General features: G+C 68.3%; 22 protein-coding genes. 9 read left to right on the top strand and 13 right to left on the bottom strand.

Features of this window, described 5'->3' with window-relative positions:
* Position 1: 1 nt before the first annotated feature.
* The 4 genes from AGI3411_RS24630 to AGI3411_RS24615 form a co-directional block, all read right to left on the bottom strand.
* Positions 2-514: an RNA polymerase sigma factor gene (locus AGI3411_RS24630; protein ID WP_129529947.1), complete on the bottom strand. Its 513-nt coding sequence runs from the start codon at positions 512-514 to the stop codon at positions 2-4.
* Between the two features lie 26 nt (positions 515-540).
* Positions 541-909, bottom strand: a complete 369-nt coding sequence (locus tag AGI3411_RS24625) for a COG4315 family predicted lipoprotein (RefSeq protein ID WP_129529946.1) — start codon at positions 907-909, stop codon at positions 541-543.
* 97 nt (positions 910-1,006) lie between these two features.
* Positions 1,007-1,468: a GNAT family N-acetyltransferase gene (locus AGI3411_RS24620; protein ID WP_129529945.1), complete on the bottom strand. Its 462-nt coding sequence runs from the start codon at positions 1,466-1,468 to the stop codon at positions 1,007-1,009.
* Between the two features lie 9 nt (positions 1,469-1,477).
* On the bottom strand, positions 1,478-2,404 hold the full coding sequence (locus AGI3411_RS24615; RefSeq protein ID WP_129529944.1) for a LysR family transcriptional regulator: 927 nt from the start codon (positions 2,402-2,404) through the stop codon (positions 1,478-1,480).
* Positions 2,405-2,465: 61 nt separating this feature from the next.
* Here AGI3411_RS24615 and AGI3411_RS24610 point away from each other — a divergent pair, with 61 nt between their 5' ends.
* Positions 2,466-3,581: a 4-oxalomesaconate tautomerase gene (locus AGI3411_RS24610; protein ID WP_129529943.1), complete on the top strand. Its 1,116-nt coding sequence runs from the start codon at positions 2,466-2,468 to the stop codon at positions 3,579-3,581.
* Positions 3,582-3,689: 108 nt separating this feature from the next.
* On the top strand, positions 3,690-4,658 hold the full coding sequence (locus AGI3411_RS24605) for a Bug family tripartite tricarboxylate transporter substrate binding protein (RefSeq protein ID WP_129529942.1): 969 nt from the start codon (positions 3,690-3,692) through the stop codon (positions 4,656-4,658).
* On the opposite strand, the gene AGI3411_RS24600 is transcribed toward AGI3411_RS24605, so the two are convergent.
* The 5 genes from AGI3411_RS24600 to AGI3411_RS24580 all read right to left on the bottom strand — a co-directional run bounded on the left by AGI3411_RS24600 (position 4,655) and on the right by AGI3411_RS24580 (position 10,206).
* Positions 4,655-6,028, bottom strand: coding sequence for a DUF1501 domain-containing protein (locus AGI3411_RS24600; RefSeq protein ID WP_129529941.1), 1,374 nt, complete (start codon positions 6,026-6,028; stop codon positions 4,655-4,657). The two genes, AGI3411_RS24605 and AGI3411_RS24600, sit on opposite strands and share 4 nt — an antisense overlap.
* A 14-nt stretch (positions 6,029-6,042) precedes the next feature.
* A complete protein-coding gene (locus tag AGI3411_RS24595; RefSeq protein ID WP_129529940.1) occupies positions 6,043-7,611 on the bottom strand; it encodes a DUF1800 domain-containing protein in 1,569 nt (522 codons plus the stop codon).
* A 100-nt stretch (positions 7,612-7,711) separates the two neighbouring features.
* Entirely contained in the window at positions 7,712-8,416 is a 705-nt protein-coding gene (locus AGI3411_RS24590; RefSeq protein WP_129529939.1) for an SDR family oxidoreductase, read from the bottom strand.
* A 104-nt stretch (positions 8,417-8,520) separates the two neighbouring features.
* Positions 8,521-9,837: a PQQ-dependent sugar dehydrogenase gene (locus AGI3411_RS24585; protein ID WP_129529938.1), complete on the bottom strand. Its 1,317-nt coding sequence runs from the start codon at positions 9,835-9,837 to the stop codon at positions 8,521-8,523.
* 57 nt (positions 9,838-9,894) lie between these two features.
* Positions 9,895-10,206, bottom strand: coding sequence for a PepSY domain-containing protein (locus AGI3411_RS24580; protein WP_208748167.1), 312 nt, complete (start codon positions 10,204-10,206; stop codon positions 9,895-9,897).
* A 1-nt stretch (position 10,207) separates the two neighbouring features.
* On the opposite strand from AGI3411_RS24580, the gene AGI3411_RS24575 reads away from it, so the two are divergent.
* The 4 genes from AGI3411_RS24575 to AGI3411_RS24560 are packed head-to-tail and all read left to right on the top strand — an operon-like array spanning position 10,208 to position 12,786.
* Positions 10,208-10,414, top strand: coding sequence for a hypothetical protein (locus tag AGI3411_RS24575; protein WP_129529936.1), 207 nt, complete (start codon positions 10,208-10,210; stop codon positions 10,412-10,414).
* Entirely contained in the window at positions 10,401-10,748 is a 348-nt protein-coding gene (locus AGI3411_RS24570) for a PepSY domain-containing protein (RefSeq protein WP_129529935.1), read from the top strand. The genes AGI3411_RS24575 and AGI3411_RS24570 overlap by 14 nt, the downstream gene beginning before the upstream one ends.
* Entirely contained in the window at positions 10,748-11,410 is a 663-nt protein-coding gene (locus AGI3411_RS24565; protein WP_129529934.1) for a response regulator transcription factor, read from the top strand. The genes AGI3411_RS24570 and AGI3411_RS24565 overlap by 1 nt, the downstream gene beginning before the upstream one ends.
* The gene (locus AGI3411_RS24560; RefSeq protein WP_129529933.1) at positions 11,407-12,786 is read left to right on the top strand and encodes a sensor histidine kinase; all 1,380 of its coding nucleotides are present in this window, start codon (positions 11,407-11,409) and stop codon (positions 12,784-12,786) included. Before AGI3411_RS24565 ends, AGI3411_RS24560 begins: the two co-directional genes overlap by 4 nt.
* Positions 12,787-12,801: 15 nt before the next feature.
* On the opposite strand, the gene AGI3411_RS24555 is transcribed toward AGI3411_RS24560, so the two are convergent.
* The 4 genes from AGI3411_RS24555 to AGI3411_RS24540 form a co-directional block, all read right to left on the bottom strand.
* Positions 12,802-13,230, bottom strand: a complete 429-nt coding sequence (locus AGI3411_RS24555) for a universal stress protein (RefSeq protein ID WP_129529932.1) — start codon at positions 13,228-13,230, stop codon at positions 12,802-12,804.
* Positions 13,231-13,247: 17 nt separating this feature from the next.
* Entirely contained in the window at positions 13,248-13,673 is a 426-nt protein-coding gene (locus AGI3411_RS24550; protein ID WP_129529931.1) for a universal stress protein, read from the bottom strand.
* A gap of 104 nt (positions 13,674-13,777) precedes the next feature.
* The gene (gene murI / locus AGI3411_RS24545) at positions 13,778-14,581 is read right to left on the bottom strand and encodes a glutamate racemase (protein WP_129529930.1); all 804 of its coding nucleotides are present in this window, start codon (positions 14,579-14,581) and stop codon (positions 13,778-13,780) included.
* Between the two features lie 62 nt (positions 14,582-14,643).
* Positions 14,644-15,564: a LysR family transcriptional regulator gene (locus tag AGI3411_RS24540; RefSeq protein WP_129529929.1), complete on the bottom strand. Its 921-nt coding sequence runs from the start codon at positions 15,562-15,564 to the stop codon at positions 14,644-14,646.
* A 196-nt stretch (positions 15,565-15,760) separates the two neighbouring features.
* Here AGI3411_RS24540 and AGI3411_RS24535 point away from each other — a divergent pair, with 196 nt between their 5' ends.
* The 3 genes from AGI3411_RS24535 to AGI3411_RS24525 all read left to right on the top strand — a co-directional run bounded on the left by AGI3411_RS24535 (position 15,761) and on the right by AGI3411_RS24525 (position 17,614).
* Positions 15,761-16,336 (top strand): chromate transporter, encoded by a 576-nt coding sequence (locus AGI3411_RS24535; RefSeq protein WP_129529928.1) that lies wholly within the window; start codon positions 15,761-15,763, stop codon positions 16,334-16,336.
* Positions 16,333-16,857: a chromate transporter gene (locus AGI3411_RS24530; RefSeq protein WP_129529927.1), complete on the top strand. Its 525-nt coding sequence runs from the start codon at positions 16,333-16,335 to the stop codon at positions 16,855-16,857. The genes AGI3411_RS24535 and AGI3411_RS24530 overlap by 4 nt, the downstream gene beginning before the upstream one ends.
* A gap of 70 nt (positions 16,858-16,927) precedes the next feature.
* The gene (locus AGI3411_RS24525) at positions 16,928-17,614 is read left to right on the top strand and encodes a DUF1345 domain-containing protein (protein WP_129529926.1); all 687 of its coding nucleotides are present in this window, start codon (positions 16,928-16,930) and stop codon (positions 17,612-17,614) included.
* The last annotated feature ends 4 nt before the right edge of the window (positions 17,615-17,618 follow it).

Here is a 17,618-nt window from a genome sequence, read left to right as displayed (position 1 = left end):
GTCATTTCACGCGGTGGAGCCGGTTGACGGTATCGCGCCCCTGCATCAGCGCGCCCAGCTTTTCGCGGGCGCGCGACAGGCGCGACATGACCGTGCCCATCGGCACGTCCAGGATCTGGGCGGTTTCCTGATAGGAAAGGTCCTCCACGCACACCAGCAGCAGGACTTCCCGCTGCTCGGCGGGCAGGATCTGCAGACAGCGCTCCAGGTCGCGCACCTCCAGGTGGTCCGTCTGGGTGGCGCGAACCGGCACGTCGGGCAGGTCGCCCGGAGCGGTCTGGTCCGCCCTGCGGCTGGCGGCGCGCACCCCGTCGATGAAATGGTTGTGCATGATGCCGAACATCCAGGCGCGCAGTTCTCCGCGCCGTTGCCAGCGCGAATAGCGGCTCCATGCGCGCTCCAGCGTGTCCTGAACCAGGTCGTCGGCCCGGTGGGGGTCGCCCGTCAGCCCGCGGGCATAGCGCCGCAGGCTGGGGATGCAGGCCAGTATCAGGGCTTCGTCGTCGGCGCGCATGGGTTACGGCGCAGGGCGGTGCCGGATCAGGGCTTGGCCACGTGCCAGACTTCCTTGAAGTTGTCGCCGGTCTTGTCGCCGGCCTTGGCGTCCTTGGCATACGTGTACAGCGGCTTGCCTTTGCTGGCCCATTGCTTGGAGCCGTCGTCGCGGGTGATGACGGTCATGTCGCCCATGGGCTTGGCGTCGGCGGCGGCCATGACGGGCGGCCAGATCTTGGCGCACTGGTCATTGCAGGCGCTCTTGCCGCCCGCGTCCTTGTCGAAGGTATAGAGCGTCATGCCGGCGCTGTTGACCAGAATGCCATTCTGGGTCTTGACTGCCTGGGCGTGGACGCCGGCCGAGAACAGGGCGGCGGAGCTTAGGGCCAGGGCTGCGGCGATGTGTTTGCGCATGGTGTGCCTCGCGGATAGGGAAAGTTTGGGGGACTGCCCTCTACAGACGCCGGCCGCTGCTGGGTTATTCCGGGCGGACCAAAAGAATTTGCAGGAATCACGCGGCCGGCGAGGGCTGCCCGGGTTCGTAGCGCATTTCTATTTCCAGTTCGGTTTCCTCCATGGCGGCGAAGCCCAGTGACTCGTAGAGCCGGCGGGCGGGATTGCCCTTCAGGACCGACAGGGTGACGGGGGCGCCTGCTTGGTCCGCCTGCCGCAGCAGGCCGGAAAGCAGATGCCGGCCCAGTCCCTGGCCCTGGAAGGCGGGGTCGATCTGGATCTGCACCACGCGCCAGCCCGACGGTTCGCGTAGCGTCTTGAACAGGCCCGCAGGGCGTCCGTGCAGTTGGACGATCTGGGCGCTCTCGAAGCGGTGGCGGATGCGCGCCATATGGTGCGCGTCGTCTTGCGGCCCTCCGGCGCGCACGAGATGCTCGGTCATGGTCGCCTTGCGCAGCGACAGGAGGAATGGCAGGTCGTCTTCGGTGGCGGGCTGTAATGCCAGGGACTGGAGGTTCATGCTGCGGTTTCAAGATTGCTTTGAGGGTCCACGCTTGGCGTTTTTGCCGGCTTGGTGGATCAGGTTATAGAGCTGTTGGGCCGCTGGCGCCAGGGGGCGGCCGCGGCGAGAGATCAGACCGAGGCTGCGGGTGACGCGCGGGTGTTCGAGTTTGACGCCGACCAGAGTGGCGTGGCCGGCGGGAGGCATGGCCAGCTGCGGCACCGCGGCGACGCCCAGGCCGGCCTCGACCAGGCCCAGCAGGGTCATGACGTGGCTGACCTCGAAGGCGCTGACGGTGCGCTTGCCGCTCTTGGCCAGGGCGTCGTCGATCAGCAGGCGATTGCCGCTTTCCTTGGCCACGGTCATGAAGCGTTCCTGCGACAGCTCTTCCCAGGAAACGCTGCGCCGGCCGGCCAACGGGTGGTCGCGGCGCACGGCCAGCACGAAGTCCTCGCGCAGCACGGCCTTGAAGTCCACGTCCGGTTCCTGGGTTCCGAAAAAGCTGATGCCGAAGTCTGCCCGGCCCGTCACCACGCTGTTCAGTACGGTGTGCGCGGTTTCATCGATGATGCGGACCCGGATCCTGGGAAAGCGCTCGGCATAGTCGTAGACGATGGCCGGCAGGAAGTAATAGGCCACGGACGGCACGCAGGCCACGGTTACCAGGCCGCCGCGCTGCGCCGCCAGATCGCCGATGCTGAGCACCGCGCGCTCCAGTTCGTCGATAGCGCCGCGAGCGCGTTCCAGGAAGATGCGGCCCACATGCGTCAGCGACACGCGGCGGGTGGTGCGTTCCAGCAGGCGCGCGCCCAGCAAGTCCTCAAGCTTGTCGATGCGGCGGCTGAGCGCGGGCTGCGACAGGTTGAGATCTTCGGCCGCGGCGCGGAAGCTGGCCCGTTCGGCCACCGCCACGAAGGCCTGTAATTCCTGTAAATCAAAATTGATGCGTGCCATGCATTAATTCATCCGTAAGTTGCAATTCAAATAGTAGCCGCTCCGTCGCAGAATGCACCGCATGGAAAAGATCATCCCTTGCGTACTGATGCGCGGTGGCACCTCGCGCGGCCCCTTCTTCCTGGGCGACTGGCTGCCCTCCGATCCCGCGGAGCGTGACCGGTTGTTGCTGACGGTCATGGGGTCGCCCCATGCGTTGCAGGTCGACGGACTGGGAGGGGGCAACTCGCTGACCAGCAAAGTCGCGATCGTGTCGCGCTCGACCCGGCCGGATTGCGACATCGATTACCTGTTCGCCCAGGTGTCGGTGGAGCGCGCCTGCGTCGACACCCGGCCGAACTGCGGCAACATGCTTTCTGGCGCCGCGCCCTTCGCCATAGATGAAGGCCTGGTGCAAGCGAAGAACGGTGAGACTTCCGTGAGGGTGCACAACGTCAACACCGGCGCCGTGATTGAAGCCGTGGTGCAGACGCCGGGAGGCCGCCTGACCTACGAAGGCGACGCGCGCATTGATGGCGTGCCCGGCACTGCCGCGCCAGTGCGACTGAACTTCCTGGACGCGTGGGGAGCCGTCACCGGCAGCTTGTTCCCCACTGGCAGGCGCCAGGAGACCGTGGACGGCATGGCCGCCACGCTGATCGATGCCGCCATGCCGATGGTGTTGCTGCGCGCGGCGGATTTTGGGCTGCGCGGAGATGAATCGCCAGCCGAGCTGGACGCCGACGTTGCGCTGCTGGCTTGTCTGGAGCGTATCCGCCGCGTAGCCGGCGCGCGCATGGGGCTGGGCGACGTCTCGGACAGCGTCATTCCCAAACCGGCGCTGTTGGCGCCGGGTGCGGATCCGTCCGGTCTGTCGCTGCGATCGCGCTACTTCACGCCACATTCCTGCCATCGCGCCCATGCCGCGACCGGCGCGGTGGGTGTGGCGGGGGCTTTCCTCATGCCGGGCACGGTGGCGCACGACTGTGGCGGTCCGGCTCCGCAGCCGGGCCATCGCGGCGTGCGTATCGAGCACCCCTCGGGCGCCATGGAGATCCACGTAAAGCTGAATCCGGACAGTGGCGAGGTGCAGGCCGCCGGCCTGGTGCGCACCGCGCGCAAGATTATGAAGGGCCTGCTGTATGTGCCGGAACGCTATGCGCTTGCGCAGCGGGAGCCGGTCGCGGCGGTTGCTTAGGTATTCGAATCAGACAGACGTCAGGCTCGCATTCCGCGATGTCCGGCGTAACGGTATGGCAGGCAGCGGTCCGCAGAGACCGCCCGCATCCACATAAGGAGACTAGACATGGCATTTCCCACCCGTAGCATTTTCAGCGCCGCCGCGCTGTGCTTCGCCCTGGGCAGCCAGACCGCCCATGCGCAGTTCCCCGAGCGCGCTATCACCATGGTCGTGCCCACTGCTGCTGGCGGCGGCAATGACACACTGGCCCGCGTGATCGGGCAGAAGATGGGCGAATTGCTTGGCCAGGCCGTCATCGTGGTCAACAAGCCTGGCGCGCAGGGCGCCATCGCGGCGGATTACGTCGCGCGCCAGCCGGCCGACGGCTACACGCTGATGCTGGGCTACATCGGCACGCATGGCATCAATCCGGCGCTGCAGAAACTCAACTATGACCCCGTGCGCGACTTCACTGCGATCGGCATGGTCGCAGACTCTCCCACACTGATGGTCGTGTCTAGCACTATCGGGGTCCACGATGTTGCGGGTCTGCTCGAGTACGGCAAGACTCATCCCGACGGGCTGAGCTACGCGTCGGCGGGACCGGGAACGGCGCCAGCGGTGGCCGGAGAGCTGTTCAACCGGGCCACGGGCGCTGCCATGCTGGAAATTCCCTACAAGGGGTCGGCGCCCGCCATGACAGATACGCTGGCTGGTGTGACGCAAGTCATGTTCCCCAGCCTGTTCAGCGCCTATCCTCACCTGAAGTCGGGCAAGATCCGCGCGCTGGGCGTGGCCGGCTCCCGGCGCGCCGGCATTCTGCCCGATACGCCCACGCTGGCCGAACTGGGCGTGCAGGGAGTGGAGGTGGCGCAGTGGTATGCAGTGTTCGCGCCGGCTAACGCCGCGTCCGATGTGGTGGACAAGCTCAACGCGGCGCTCAACGGCGCCTTGAATGATCCGGCCGTAGCCGGCAAGATCGACGAACAGGGCGCCGAAGTGCGCACCAGTACGCCGGGCGAGTTGGCGGCGTTCGTGCGCGAAGAAGCGGTCAAGTGGAAACGCCTGGCGTCCTCGATCCACGCGGCGCTCTAGGCAGAAACGGCCAGCGTATCCAGCGCGGCGGCATCGAAGTGGCGCAGGTTCGGGAACACCAGCCGCAGTTCGTCCTGGCCGGCGCCGAACCAGCCGCCCAGCGCCGCGCCGAGCTGGTCCACGGCAAGCGTGGGCAGCAGGCGTCCGTTGTCGACGAAGCCGGGGCCGTCCCGGGCGATCTCGGGGTGCTGGCCGTAATAGCGGCCCCCCTTGACCGCGCCGCCCAGCACAAAATGATGCGAACCCCAACCATGGTCGGACCCGTTCCCATTCGATCCCAGCGTGCGGCCGAATTCCGACGCGGTGAATGTCGTGACCTGATCCGCCACGCCCATCGCGGACAGCGCATGCTGGAAGGCGGCCAGCGACTGGCCGAGTTCGCGCAGCAGGGCCGGGTGGGTGTCATTCAGGCCGGCGTGGTTGTCGTAGCCGTTCTGCGACACGAAGAACACCTGGCGCCGCGCTCCGAGCGCCTGGCGGGCGCCGATGATGCGGGCGACGATCTTCAGCTGCTGGGCCAGGGGCGATGAAAAATCCCCCGGCACCGCCACATCGGCCAGGGCCGCGCGCAGCTTCGTGTCGGCGTCGATGGACTGCGCGGCGATGCGCGACAGCTCGCGCTCCATCAGGTGCTCGCGCGGCTGGGTGATCAGCTTGCGCAGCAGCGCGGTGCAGTCGCTGGAGCCATACATATCGCGCGTCAGCAGTTCCATGCGAGTCGACCCATGGATGCCGACGCGGTAGCCCGCGACCCGGCGGCCGGCGAGCAGCACGGTGCTGCCGCCTGCCGTGATACCCGTGAATGTGCGCTGCGCGTTGGCGCTGGCGAACAGGTCCGTCAGCCTGCCTGCCCAGCCGGAAGACGCCCCCTCCGGCGCCAGCGCCTGCCAATACGACTGCTGGTCGTTGTGCGAGAACAGCTTGGGCGGCAGGGGCACGCGCGCGCCGATGTATTGGGCCTTCGTCGTCGGCACGACCAGCGGGCCGATATTCAGCAGCACCGCCATGTCGCCGGCTTCATACAGGGGCTTGAGCGGTGCCAGAGAGGGCGCCAGCGCGAATTGGGCTCCGCCCGGCGCGGCCTCCTTGCCGCGCAGCGCCGTTGCCTGCAAGGCATCGCGCGCAAGCGCGATGTCGCCGCGCGCCTGGGCGTAGGCCCGGTATGCCGCCGCGTCATACGGAACCACGGAGTTGTAGGGATCGTTGCCGCCATACAGGAACACGCACACCAGCGCCTTGTAGTCGCCGGGCGCGGACTGCGCCGCCGCGGCGCCCAGCGCCGCCAGGTTCAGCGCCATCGGCGCAGCCGCGTGGCTCGCGCCCAGCGCGCACGCGCGCAGCAGGAATTCGCGACGGGAGGAGCCTTTCATCGTCGGGCCGCGGTTCATTTCTGCACCAGGTATTCAGGGCTGGCGGCCACCAGCGTGATTGCGGCGCGCACCCGGTCGCGGGGGCGTTCTGGCGGGATCGAGGACACTGCCTGGGCGATCGCGGCGGCGGTCTGATCCGAGAATGCGTCGCCCGCCAGCAGCAGCGCCACCCGCGCCACCAGCGCGGCGGGGTCGCTCGCCAGCGCGATCTCGGCGGTGTAGGGCGTCTGCAGGTCTTCCCAACCGCGGTCGACGTAGATCGCCAGGAAGTTCAGGTAGCCGGCGACGCTGGTTTCGTCGGTGATCTGCAGTTCGGGCGCCACCAGGCGCCGGCGCGCCAGCTCCGTCACCGGCGGCACGTAGCGCGGGCGGAAGAAGTTGAAGACGCTGGCCGAGCGCATCGGGCTCTGGGCCAGCCGTATCGTGTTGTCGGTGGTGTCGGGCATGGCCCAGGCGCCGTTGGTGGACCGGGCTTCGAAGGCCCGGGCCCATCCCGAAAAGCGCAGGATGGGCTCGCGCACCTTGCCCCAGTCCGGCGCGGCCGGATCCGGATGGCGAGCCTCGGGATCCAGCAGGATGGCGCGCACCACGGCCTTCAGGTTGCCGCGAGCGCCCGCGCCGTCGTCGTCGAATACCGCGGACACGCGCCCGACATAGGCGCGGCTGGGGTTGCTGGTGACCAGCCGCTGTATCAGCTGCGTGCCGATGAAGGGTCCTACGTTGGGATGGGCACTGATGACTTCCACGGCGCGCTTGAGAGACAGATGGCCATCGGTGCCCGGAGGAATGACGGCGCCCAGGAAACGCTTCTCGGCCATTGAGTGCAGCGCATTGTTCAGCGCCATCGGCCGGCGATGGAACTCCACATCCGTTTCCGGGCCGTTGATGTCCCAGCCGGTGAACACCTTGGCCAGCCCCTGCACGTCCGCGTTGGAATAGGTCTCCACGGGCGCGCCGTTGATCATTCTGACCGAGCCGTCGGGCTCCAGCTCCAGCAGGCCGATGCTGAACAGCTGCATGATTTCGCGGGCATAGTTTTCGTCGGGATGGCGGCCTGTCTTTGGGTCTTCCTTGCGGTTGCCGCGATAGGTCAGCATGCAGCCCATCGACAGGTTCTGGCTCACCGCCGCCAGCAATTCCTCGTACCTGCCCAGGGCGTGCTCGGCCAGCAGGTCCATGAACCCCGCCGCGCCGAAAAGCGGCCACGACGCCGTGATGGAGGACACGCCCACCACGAAGATCTCGGACAGCGAGAAAGCCACCCGCGTGCGCACTTGGTCCGGGGCGCTGATGAACTTGCGCCATAGCGTCGATTCCAGCGGCGCGTTGATGCCGTTGCCCTTGAACTCCTCGGTGTTCTTTCCTTGCTGGAGCAACCAGTCGAAATGCGTTTGCGATGGGGCAAGCGCCAGCTGCGCGTCCAGCCATGCCGCGTATCCGTCGCGCACCACGGCGTCGATGTCGGCCGGCGTAGGTCCGAAGGTCGCCTGCGCCAGGAAGCGCGAGGCCTGGCCCGGCGTGGGACGGCGGAGGGAAGAAGGGGTGGCGGACTGCGGCGCAGCCGCTGACGGCGTAGCGGACATGCGCAGGCACCTCGTCGAATGCGAAAACCTACGGTACTGAAGCCTCGGGCGGGCTTCAATACCGTCATTCGGATGAGGGACTAGTCCAAAAGCGTGAGGGTCAGACCGAGCGCGTGATGCCGCCGTCGATGCGGATGTTCTGGCCGGTGATGTAGGACGAGGCGTCGGACGCCAGGAAGGCGATCAGGTCCGCGACTTCCTCGGCCGTGCCGTAGCGGCCCATCGGGATCCGGACGCGACGGTCTTCCTTTTCGGGCAGGCTGTCAATGAAGCCCGGCAGCACATTGTTGATCCGCACATTGTGTTCGGCGTACTCGTCGGCAAAGACTTTCGTGAAGGCGGCAAGCCCGGCGCGGAACACGCCCGAGGTGGGGAACAGCGCTTCGGGCTCGAATGTCGCGTAGGTGGAAATATTGACGATGGCGCCGTGCTTCTGCCGCTTCATGACCGGCGCGACCAGGCGCGCAATGCGCACGACGTTCAGCAGGTAGAACTCCATGCCCAGGTGCCAATCGTCGTCGCTGATTTCGAGTAGCGGGCCCTTGGGGCCGTGGCCGGCGCTATTGACCACGGCGTCGACGCGGCCCCATTTCTGCAGGGTGGCGTCCACCTGCCGGGACAGGTCCTCGGGCGATCGGTTCGAGCCCGTGACGCCCAACCCGCCCAGCTCCTGCGCCAGGGCCTCGCCCTTGCCGGAGGAAGACAGTATGGCCACGCGGAAGCCGTCGGCCGCCAGCTTGCGCGCCGCCGCCGCGCCCATGCCGCTGCCGCCGGCGGTGACGATCGCCACTTTTTCCATGCTCATGCTCGCTCCTGTGTCGAATGCTCGGGACCGGTCATTGTAGGGGTGCATCCGGCGCGGGGCGGCGGTTCCCGAGCCGGGGGCAGGGCTTCCGGGAAACGTCCGGGCTAGGGCGCGGCGCTCACGCGCCAGATCACGTTGCCCACGTCGTCGGCCACCAGCAGGCCGCCCTGGCGGTCGATGGCCACGCCGACCGGCCGGCCCTGGGCTTGGCCGCTTTCGTTCAGGAAGCCCGTCAGCACATCGCGCGCCTCGCCGTCGGGCGCGTTCTTGCGGAAGGGCACGAAGATGACCTTGTAGCCGCTGCGCGGATCGCGGTTCCAGGAGCCGTGCTGGCCCACGAACATGCCGTCCACGAAGGGCTCGGGCAGTTTCGCGCCGCCGGACCAGGCCAGGCCCAGCGAGGCGGTGTGCGGCCCCAGCGCGTAGTCGGGCACGATGGCGCGCGCCACCAGGTCGGGGCGCTGCGGCGTGACGCGGGTGTCGACGTGCTGGCCGAAATAACTGTAGGGCCAGCCATAGAAGCCGCCGTCGCGCACCGAGGTCATGTAGTCGGGCACCAGGTCGCTGCCCAATTCATCGCGCTCGTTTACAGACGTCCACAGCGTCTTGCCGTCGGGCGCCCAGGCCATGCCCACGGGGTTGCGCAGGCCCGTGGCATAGAGCCGCTTGGCGCCGCTGGCCACGTCGATTTCCCAGATGGCGGCCCGGCCTTCCTCGATGTCCATGCCTTTCTCGGCCACGTTGCTGTTGGATCCCACGGACGCATACAGCTTGCTGCCGTCCGGGCTGGCGATCAGGTTCTTGGTCCAGTGGTGGTTGATGCCGGCGGGCAGGTCGGCGATCTTTTCGCCGGGCGAGTCGATTTTGGTCTGTCCGGTTTCATACGGAAAGCGCATCACCGCATCCGCATTGGCCACATATAGGCGGTTGCCGATGAGCGCCATGCCGAATGGCGAATTCAGGCCCTCCAGCAGCACGTGGCGCGTTTCCGCGATGCCGTCGTGATCGGCGTCGCGCAGCAGGGTGATGCGGTTTGCGCTGACGGTCCTGGCGCCGGCCCGCTTCATGGCAAGTCCGGCGACCCACGCCTTCAGCCCGCCCGAGGCCGATTCCGGCTTGGGCGGCGCGTTCGTTTCGGCCACCAGCACGTCGCCGTTGGGCAGCACGTACAGCCAGCGCGGATGGTCCAGGCCGCTGGCAAAGGCAGTCACCGCCAGGCCGCCTGCGGGCAGCGGGTGCGCGCCCGCGGGCCAGCCGACCGCCTTGGCGGTGTTGACGGTGGGGATCATGGTGGGGTTGGGGGCCGGGATCTGGGGCGCGGGCCCCATGCCCGCCTCGACGGGCAGCCTGGCCATTTCGCCGCAGGCGCTGAGCGTGGCCAGCGCGAGGCCGGCCGCGGCCATGGTTCGTAGGATCTGCATGATGCGACTCCAGGACGATGCCCCATCATACTCAGGCGGGTCCCGGCCCGCACGGGCTTAATCGTCGAAGCGGCTGCGCGTGACGGCGCCGGTTTGCGGGTCCACGCTGAGCTTGACGCGCTGGCCCTGCGGATCGTAAGCCTTGACCTCGTAGCCGTGCTTGTTGGATCGCTCGATTTCCGAGATGTTGCGGTAGCCGGCGGCTTCCATCTTGTCGTAGACCTGGCGGATCGTCAGCATCTGGGCCGCCGGCGCGGCGGCGGTGGCGGGGGCTGGCTGCGGGGCCGCCTGGGCAAAGGCCGGGGCGCCTGCCGCCAGGGCCGAACCGCCGATCGCCAGGACTGCCAGGGTTTTCTGAATGCGAGTCATCATGATGGATATCTCCTTGGGTTGCGAAGTGGACAAGGCCGTTTTCACGACCATGCGGCCATTATTCGGGTTGGCGCATGAACCGGTTCTGAAGCCGCCGTTCATGCGAGGTTCATCCTTTGCGCGGTATAAAAGAAGCCTGATCCATCCCCGTTTCAAGAGAGGCCCGGCGTTGCGCGACCGCGGAAAACAGCATGATCTGGCATAAACGCGGCCGTCTTGTCCTGCCGGCCTGCGCGCTGGCGTTCGCGCTGGCCGCCGGCCCCGTGGCCGGCCTGGCCGACGAGAGCGACCATGAACGGGCGCGCCAGGCCCTGGAGGCCGGCAAAGTATTGCCGCTGGGCGCGGTGCTGGACATCGTCGAGCGCGATTTCCCGGGGCAGGTGGTCAAGGTCGAATTCGAAGAGGACGACGACGAATTCATCTACGAGATCCGGGTGCTGCAAAGCGGCGGCAGCATCCTCAAGCTGAAGATCGATGCGCGCGACGGCACGTTGCTGGGAGTCAAGGGCCGCGATATCAAATTCAAAGGCAAGCCCTGATGCGCATACTCGTGGTCGAAGATGAACCCACGCTGGCCGGCCAGCTCGCCGAGGCGCTGCGAGCCGCAGGCTACACGGTGGACGCAGCCGCCGACGGCGAATCGGCGCGATACCTCGGGGATGTGGAAGCGTTCGACGCGGTGGTGCTGGACCTGGGGCTGCCCGTGATGGACGGGCTGACCGTCCTGAAGGCCTGGCGGACCGGCGGGCGCAACATGCCCGTGCTGATACTTACCGCGCGCGACAACTGGCACGAGAAGGTGGCGGGCATCGACGCCGGCGCGGACGACTACCTGACCAAGCCGTTCCACATGGAAGAGCTGCTGGCGCGGGTGCGGGCGCTGCTGCGCCGCAGCACGGCCCACGCCAGCGCGCAATGGCGCTGCGGTCCGCTGGTGCTGGATACGCGCCAGGCCCGGGCCAGCGTCGACGGCCGGCCGCTCACGCTGACCAGCCACGAGTTCAAGGTGCTGTCCGTGCTGATGCAGCGCGCCGGCGACGTCGTGTCGCGCAGCGAACTGACCGAGCACATCTACGCGCAGGATTTCGACCGGGATTCCAACACTATCGAAGTCTTCATCGGCCGCCTGCGCAAGAAGCTGCCGCCCGATACCATCGAAACCGTGCGCGGGCTGGGCTACCGCCTGGCGGCCCGCGGATGAAGCCCGCGAGGCGTCCGGCGGGTTCCCTGCGGTGGCGGTTGCTGGCCGGCACGCTGGCCTGGATCCTGCTGTCGGTGGCATTGGCGGGCTGGGGGCTGGCCAGCCTGTTCCGCCAGCACATTACCCAGCAGTTGCAGGCGGAACTGACGCTGCACCTGAACCAGCTCACGGCCGCCGTCAATATCGGCCCCGACGGGCGGCCGGTGGTCGCGCCGCCCTTGAGCGACCCCCGGCTGGAGCAGCCCCTGTCTGGCCTGTACTGGCAGATCGACCGGCTTGCCGACGGCGGGCAGCCGGCCGCTTTCGGCGTGGCGCGCTCGCGGTCGCTATGGGACCAGACGCTGGAGCTGTCGCTGCTCGCGGACAGCGAGGGCGACCAGATCCACGACGTCGCCGGGCCGGCGGGGCGCCAGCTGGCCGTGCTGGCGCGCGTCCTGAAGCCCGCTGAAGAAAACGCCGCCCCGCTGCGCTTGCTGGTGGCCGCCGACCGCGCGGTGCTGGCCGAACCCATCGGACGCTTCAACCATATGCTGGCGATCGCGCTGGGCGCGCTGGCGGCGGGGCTGACCCTGGCCGCGATCGTGCAGGTGCTGGTCGGCCTGCGGCCGCTGGCCCGCCTGCGGCGGGAACTGGCCGCGCAGAACGCGGGCGACAGCAGCCGCATCGAAGGCCGTTTTCCCAGCGAAATCCAGCCGCTCGTCGATGATTTCAACAAGGTGCTGGCTATGAACGCCGAGATCGTGCAGCGCGCGCGGACGCAGGCCGGCAACCTGGCGCACGCCGTGAAGACGCCGCTGGCCATCCTGGCCAATGCCGCCTCGCGCGACGACGGCCCCCTGGCGGGCCTGGTGCGCGAGCAGGTCGGCATGGCGAACCGCCAGATCGACTATCACCTGGCCCGCGCCCGCGCCGCGGCGTCTTCCAGCGCCGCCGACGGGCGCACGCCGCTGGCGGAAACGGCGCAGGGGTTGCTGCGGGTGGTGCGGCGCCTGTACGCCCAGCGCGGCCTGCGCATCGACGACGCGGCGGTCGCGCCGGGCCTGGTATTTCGCGGCGAGCAGCAGGACCTGCAGGAAATGCTGGGCAATCTGCTGGACAACGCCTGCAAGTGGGCGGCCGGCCAGGTGCTGATCACGGCGGAGCCGGACGGCCCGGGGCGCTTGCTGATCCACGTCGATGACGACGGGCCGGGCATCGAGGACCACGAGCGCGAGCGCATTTTCCTGCGCGGCGTGCGCATGGACGAGCAACGCCCGGGATCGGGCCTGGGGCTGGACATCGTGCGCGATCTGGCCGGCACGTATGGCGGCGAGGTGCGCGCGGCGCGCTCCCCGCTGGGGGGGCTCCGGGTGTCGCTGTGGCTGCCGGCGGCCTGACGCCGCGGCCGCGCCTTACTTCACCAGCGTGACCGGCGCGTCGGCCAGTTGCAGCACCTGATTGGCGACGGAGCCGATCAGAATGTTCGCCAGCGAGCCGTTGCCGCGCGTGCCCATCACGATGCGCGCGCAGCCGTGGTCGCGCGCATAGCCGGCGATTTCGGTCGCCACGTGGCCGAACGCGACGTGGCTGGCGTAATCGGTGCCGGTTACGTCGAGCAGCTTGCGCGCTTCTTCCGTGGCTTCCCGGCCTTCGCGGGCGTAGAAGTCGTCGATCATGTCCTGCGTGATCAGCCGCGACAGGCCGGCCCGGCCTTGCACGGGCGTCTGGACATTCAGGACGTGGACGCGCGCGGGCACGGCGCCCTGGGCAAGCTGGCGGGCGTACAGGACGGCGCGGTTGGCATTGTCGGAGCCGTCGACGGGGACCAGGATGTTCAGCATGGTTGCTCCTCGAGGCGTTACTTGACCAGCGTGACGGGCAATTCCGTCAGGTGCAGGACGCGGGTTGCGACGGAACCCAGGAACCAGGAGGAGACCGAGCCCAGGCCGCGTGAGCCCATGTAGATCTCGTCCGCTTCGGATTCGTCGGCGACCCGGACGATGGTGTCCGCCGCCGCGCCGACCTCGACGCGCGCCTGAAAGGGCACGCCGGCCTCGGCCAGCAGGGCGCTGGCGGCCTGCAGGGCGGCCTGGCCTTCTTCCTGGTGATAGGCGTCGATCTCGGCCTGGGACAGGCCGCGGCCGATTTTGCCTGCCTGCAGGGGAATCTGGACGGTCAGGAGTTCCACGCGCTCGACCGGGTCGTAGCGCCGGGCGTCGAGTAGGGCCTTGACGGCGTGGATGGACGGTTGCGAGCCGTCCACGGGGATCAGGATGCGTTTCAAGAGCGTCTCCTTGCGCGCGCTACGGGCGGCGGTGTTGTCCACTGTATCCCAATTATTCGCCGGATTCCGCCGGCGCGGAATGCGCGGGATCAAACCAGGGCCGATCAACGCCAGCGTTCGGGCAGCGTGTCCGCGCGCAGCGCCTGGCCGAGCAGGCGGCCGGCCAGCCCGCCCAGGGCGTCGGCGGCGCCGCTGGTCTCCAGCCGCAGCCCGCCCGCGCCGCCGGTGCGTAGCAGGCCGTGCTCCTGCAGTTGATGGCGCAGCCGGCGCGCCACGGGGACGCCGGTTTCCAGCAGCGGCACGCCGGGTCCTGCCGCCGCCTGGATCGCGTCGCGCAGGAACGGAAAATGCGTGCAGCCCAGCACCAGCACGTCGGCGCCGGCCTCCCGCAGTTCCGCGACGGGCGCGCGCACGGCGGCGTCGGCCTCGGGGCCGTGCAGCACCCCCTGTTCCACCAGCCGCACCCATTCGGGGCAGGGCCGGAACAGGATGCGGACTTCCGGCGCTTCACGCCGGACCAGGGCGGCGAATTTGGGGCTGGCCAGGGTGCCGGTGGTGGCGAATACGCCCACCACACCGCTGTGGGTCAGGTGCGCCGCCGGCTTGATGGCGGGTTCCACCCCGATGATGACCAGCCCCGGATGGCGCTGGCGCAGCTGTGCGATGGCGGCCGCAGTGGCGGTATTGCAGGCCACCACCATGGCCTTGGCCTGGCGGGACACGAAGTAATCGGCCAGCGTGCTGGCGCGGCGCTCCACGTACTCCTGCGTTTTTTCGCCATAGGGCACGTGGGCGGAATCGGCCACGTAGAGCAGGGATTCGTGGGGCAGGGCGTCGCTGATGGCGCGCAGCACGCTCAGCCCGCCGACGCCGGAGTCGTAGATGCCGATGGGAGATTCGGAAAACATGGAAGGAATGCGGGTTGCCGGTGTCCGGCAGTGTAGCGCCGGACGCCCGGGGGCCAGCGCCGCTAGGCCAGCGACTCCTCCCGGTGCTGGCGGGCCTCATCGATCAGCCGGCGGGCCGCGCCGGACAGGGGGGCATCGCGCCAGATCAGGTTCAGCGGCGCCCGCAGGGCCGAGGGCTGGCTCACGCTGACGTACACCACGCCCTCGATGTTCACGCGGCGCAGCGATGCCGGCACCAGCGACACGCCCAGGCCGGCCGCCACCAGGCTCAGCGTGGATAGCATGCGCGGCGCCTCCTGCGCAACGCGCGGACTGAATCCGGCGGCGCTGCACGCGGCGATGATCGCGTCATACAGGCCGGGGCCGCTGTGACGGCGGTAGAGGATCAGGGACTCCTCCGCCAGCTCGGACAGCGCGATGCGTTTGCGCTCGCGTCCCTTGACGGCGGGATGGTCGGCCGGAAACGCGGCCAGCATGGTTTCCTCGAGCACCGTTTCCATCGCCACGCCGCGATCCGGGCCATAGGCGCCGCGGATGAAGGCCACATCCACGCGGCCCTCGCTGACGTCCTCCATCAGTTCGCCGGTGCTGCTTTCCTCGAGCACCAGCCGCACGTTCGGCGCGCTTTCCCGGAAGCGCCGGATAACGGAAGGCACGAAGGGGTGGAAGGCGGCGGACCCGGTGAAGCCGACGGTGAGGCGTCCGGCCTCGCCCTGCGACACGCGGCGCACGCCTTCCACTGCCTGTTCGGTCAGCGCGATGATGTTGCGCGCGTCGTCCAGCAGGGCGCGGCCGCTTTCGGTCAGTTCCATGCCCCGCGGCAGGCGGTGGAACAGCGTGACCCCCAGTTCCTGTTCCAGCACGCGGATTTGCTGGCTGAGCGGCGGCTGGCGGATGCCCAGCCGCGCCGCGGCCTTGGTCAGGTGGGATTCTTCGGCCACGGCCACGAAGTAGCGGAGCAGGCGCAAGTCGACGGTTGCCATATTCAATAGATATGTTTTATGAGGTAGTCATATATTAGACATTATCTAGTGAGAGGAGTAGGCTGCAATCTCTTTATCCACCCCCCCGAGCACCCCTTCGTGTCCTTTCCCTCGCACCGGCCCTGCCGGTGCGCAACAGACGCCCGCGCCGCTTCCGGACAGCGGGCGCGTCCCGGGAGGCCACGGCATAACAACGATGAACGCAGCACCTTCCACCCCCGAGGCCGGACTCCGGCCTGCGCCCACTTGCGGGCAATTGTTCTACGGATTTCTCATGCTGGGCCTGACCGCATTCGGCGGCGCGCTGCCGCTGGCGCGCCGCATGGTCGTCGAGAAGCACCGCTGGCTCAGCGGACCGGAATTCACCGATCTGCTGGGGCTGTGCCAGTTCCTGCCCGGCGGCAACATCATCAATCTGTCGGTTGCGTTGGGCATGAAGTTCCGGGGGCCGCGCGGGGCTTTTGCCGCGCTGATGGGCTTGATCCTGGCGCCGTCGGCGATCGTGGTCCTGCTGGGCATGGTGTACGAGCGCTTCCAGAACGACCCGCACATCCAGCATCTGTTCGCCGGGCTGGCCGCCGCCGCGGCGGGGCTGCTGATCTCGATGGCCGTGAAGATCGGCACGCCGGTGGTCAAGCGCCGCGACTGGCTGGCCGGCGTGGTCGCCACGGCCTGTTTCATCGCCATCGCCGTGCTGCGCATCCCCTTGCTGCCCACCATGGCCGTGCTGACGCCTCTGAGCATCCTGATGGTCTGGAGGCAACGTCGATGATCCATACCCTGATAGCCCTGGCCCTGATCTTTTCCGAGCTGTCGGTGCTGGCGTTCGGCGGCGGCAACACCATCCTGCCCGAGATGCAGCGCCAGGTGGTGGAGGTGCACGGCTGGATGACGGCAGCGGATTTTTCCGCGCTGTTCGCCCTGGGGCAGGCCGCTCCGGGTCCCAACCTCATGGTGGTTACGCTGGTCGGCTGGCACGTGGCCGGCGGTCTGGGCCTGATTGTCACCACCATCGCCAAGTTCGGCCCGTCTTCGGTGATCACCGTCATCGCGCTGGGATTGTGGGAACGGTTCAAGGACCGTCCGTGGCGCGGCGTCATCCAGGCCGGCATTTTCCCGATGACGGTCGGGCTGGTGGCCGCCAGCGCGGCGCTCATCACCGAGGCGTCGGTGCATACCTGGCTGCTGGGCGCCATTACCGCAGTGGTGGCATTGCTGGGCAGCGTCACCCGCATCCATCCCTTGTGGTTGCTGTTCGGCGGCGCGCTGGCCGGTTTGCTCGGCATCGGTTAGGGTAGGGCCTTCAACCCGGAAAGGGGCCCGCGGGCGCAACGCCCGGGGGCGCCGCGCGCAGGAGCCCGCCATGCCGCCGCTCAAGGACTTCGAGCCCGAGAACGCCGCTTCATCCGCCGCCAGCCTGCCGTTCTTCCATGCGCACCGGCGCCTGGTGCTGTGCGCGGTCCTGCTGCTGGCGGCGGCCTGCGGCCTGTACGCGGCGGGCGTGCCGCTGGTGCTGGCGCTGTTGCTGGGCTTTGACGCCGGGGCGTTCGTTTTCCTGGTGCTGACGGCGCGCGTGTTCGGCCGGACCAGCGCCGCGTCCATGCGCCAGCATGCGCAGGAGCAGGACGTCGGGCGCACCGGGGTGCTGTGGAGCAGCGTGGCGCTGTCCTGCATGGTGATGATGGCCCTGTGGGTGGAACTGAGGGCCGCGGGCGGGGCGGGCAGCGCCGTCGCCGTGCTGGCGGCCGCCGCCACCATCATCCTGTCGTGGCTCTACATGAACATGATCTTCGCACTGCATTACGCCCACGGCTACTACGGCCACCGCAACGCCATGCACAAGGGGCTGGACTTCCCGGGCACGGAAGACCCCGACTACTGGGATTTCGCCTATTTCGCGCTGGTGCTGGGCATGACGTTCCAGGTATCGGACGTGCAGATCGTGAACCGGCGGCTGCGCCGCACCGCCCTGACGCACAGCGTCATCGCCTTCTTCTTCAACGTGTTCATCATCGCCATCAGCGTGAACGTGGCGGCGGGGCGGGTGTAGCGGG

Origin of the sequence: Achromobacter agilis, from assembly GCF_900496965.1 — a bacterium.
In the GTDB taxonomy this organism is placed as follows: domain Bacteria; phylum Pseudomonadota; class Gammaproteobacteria; order Burkholderiales; family Burkholderiaceae_B; genus Achromobacter; species Achromobacter agilis.
The sequence above is the reverse complement of the archived record's forward strand: the minus strand, read 5'-3'. Positions and strand labels throughout refer to the sequence as shown.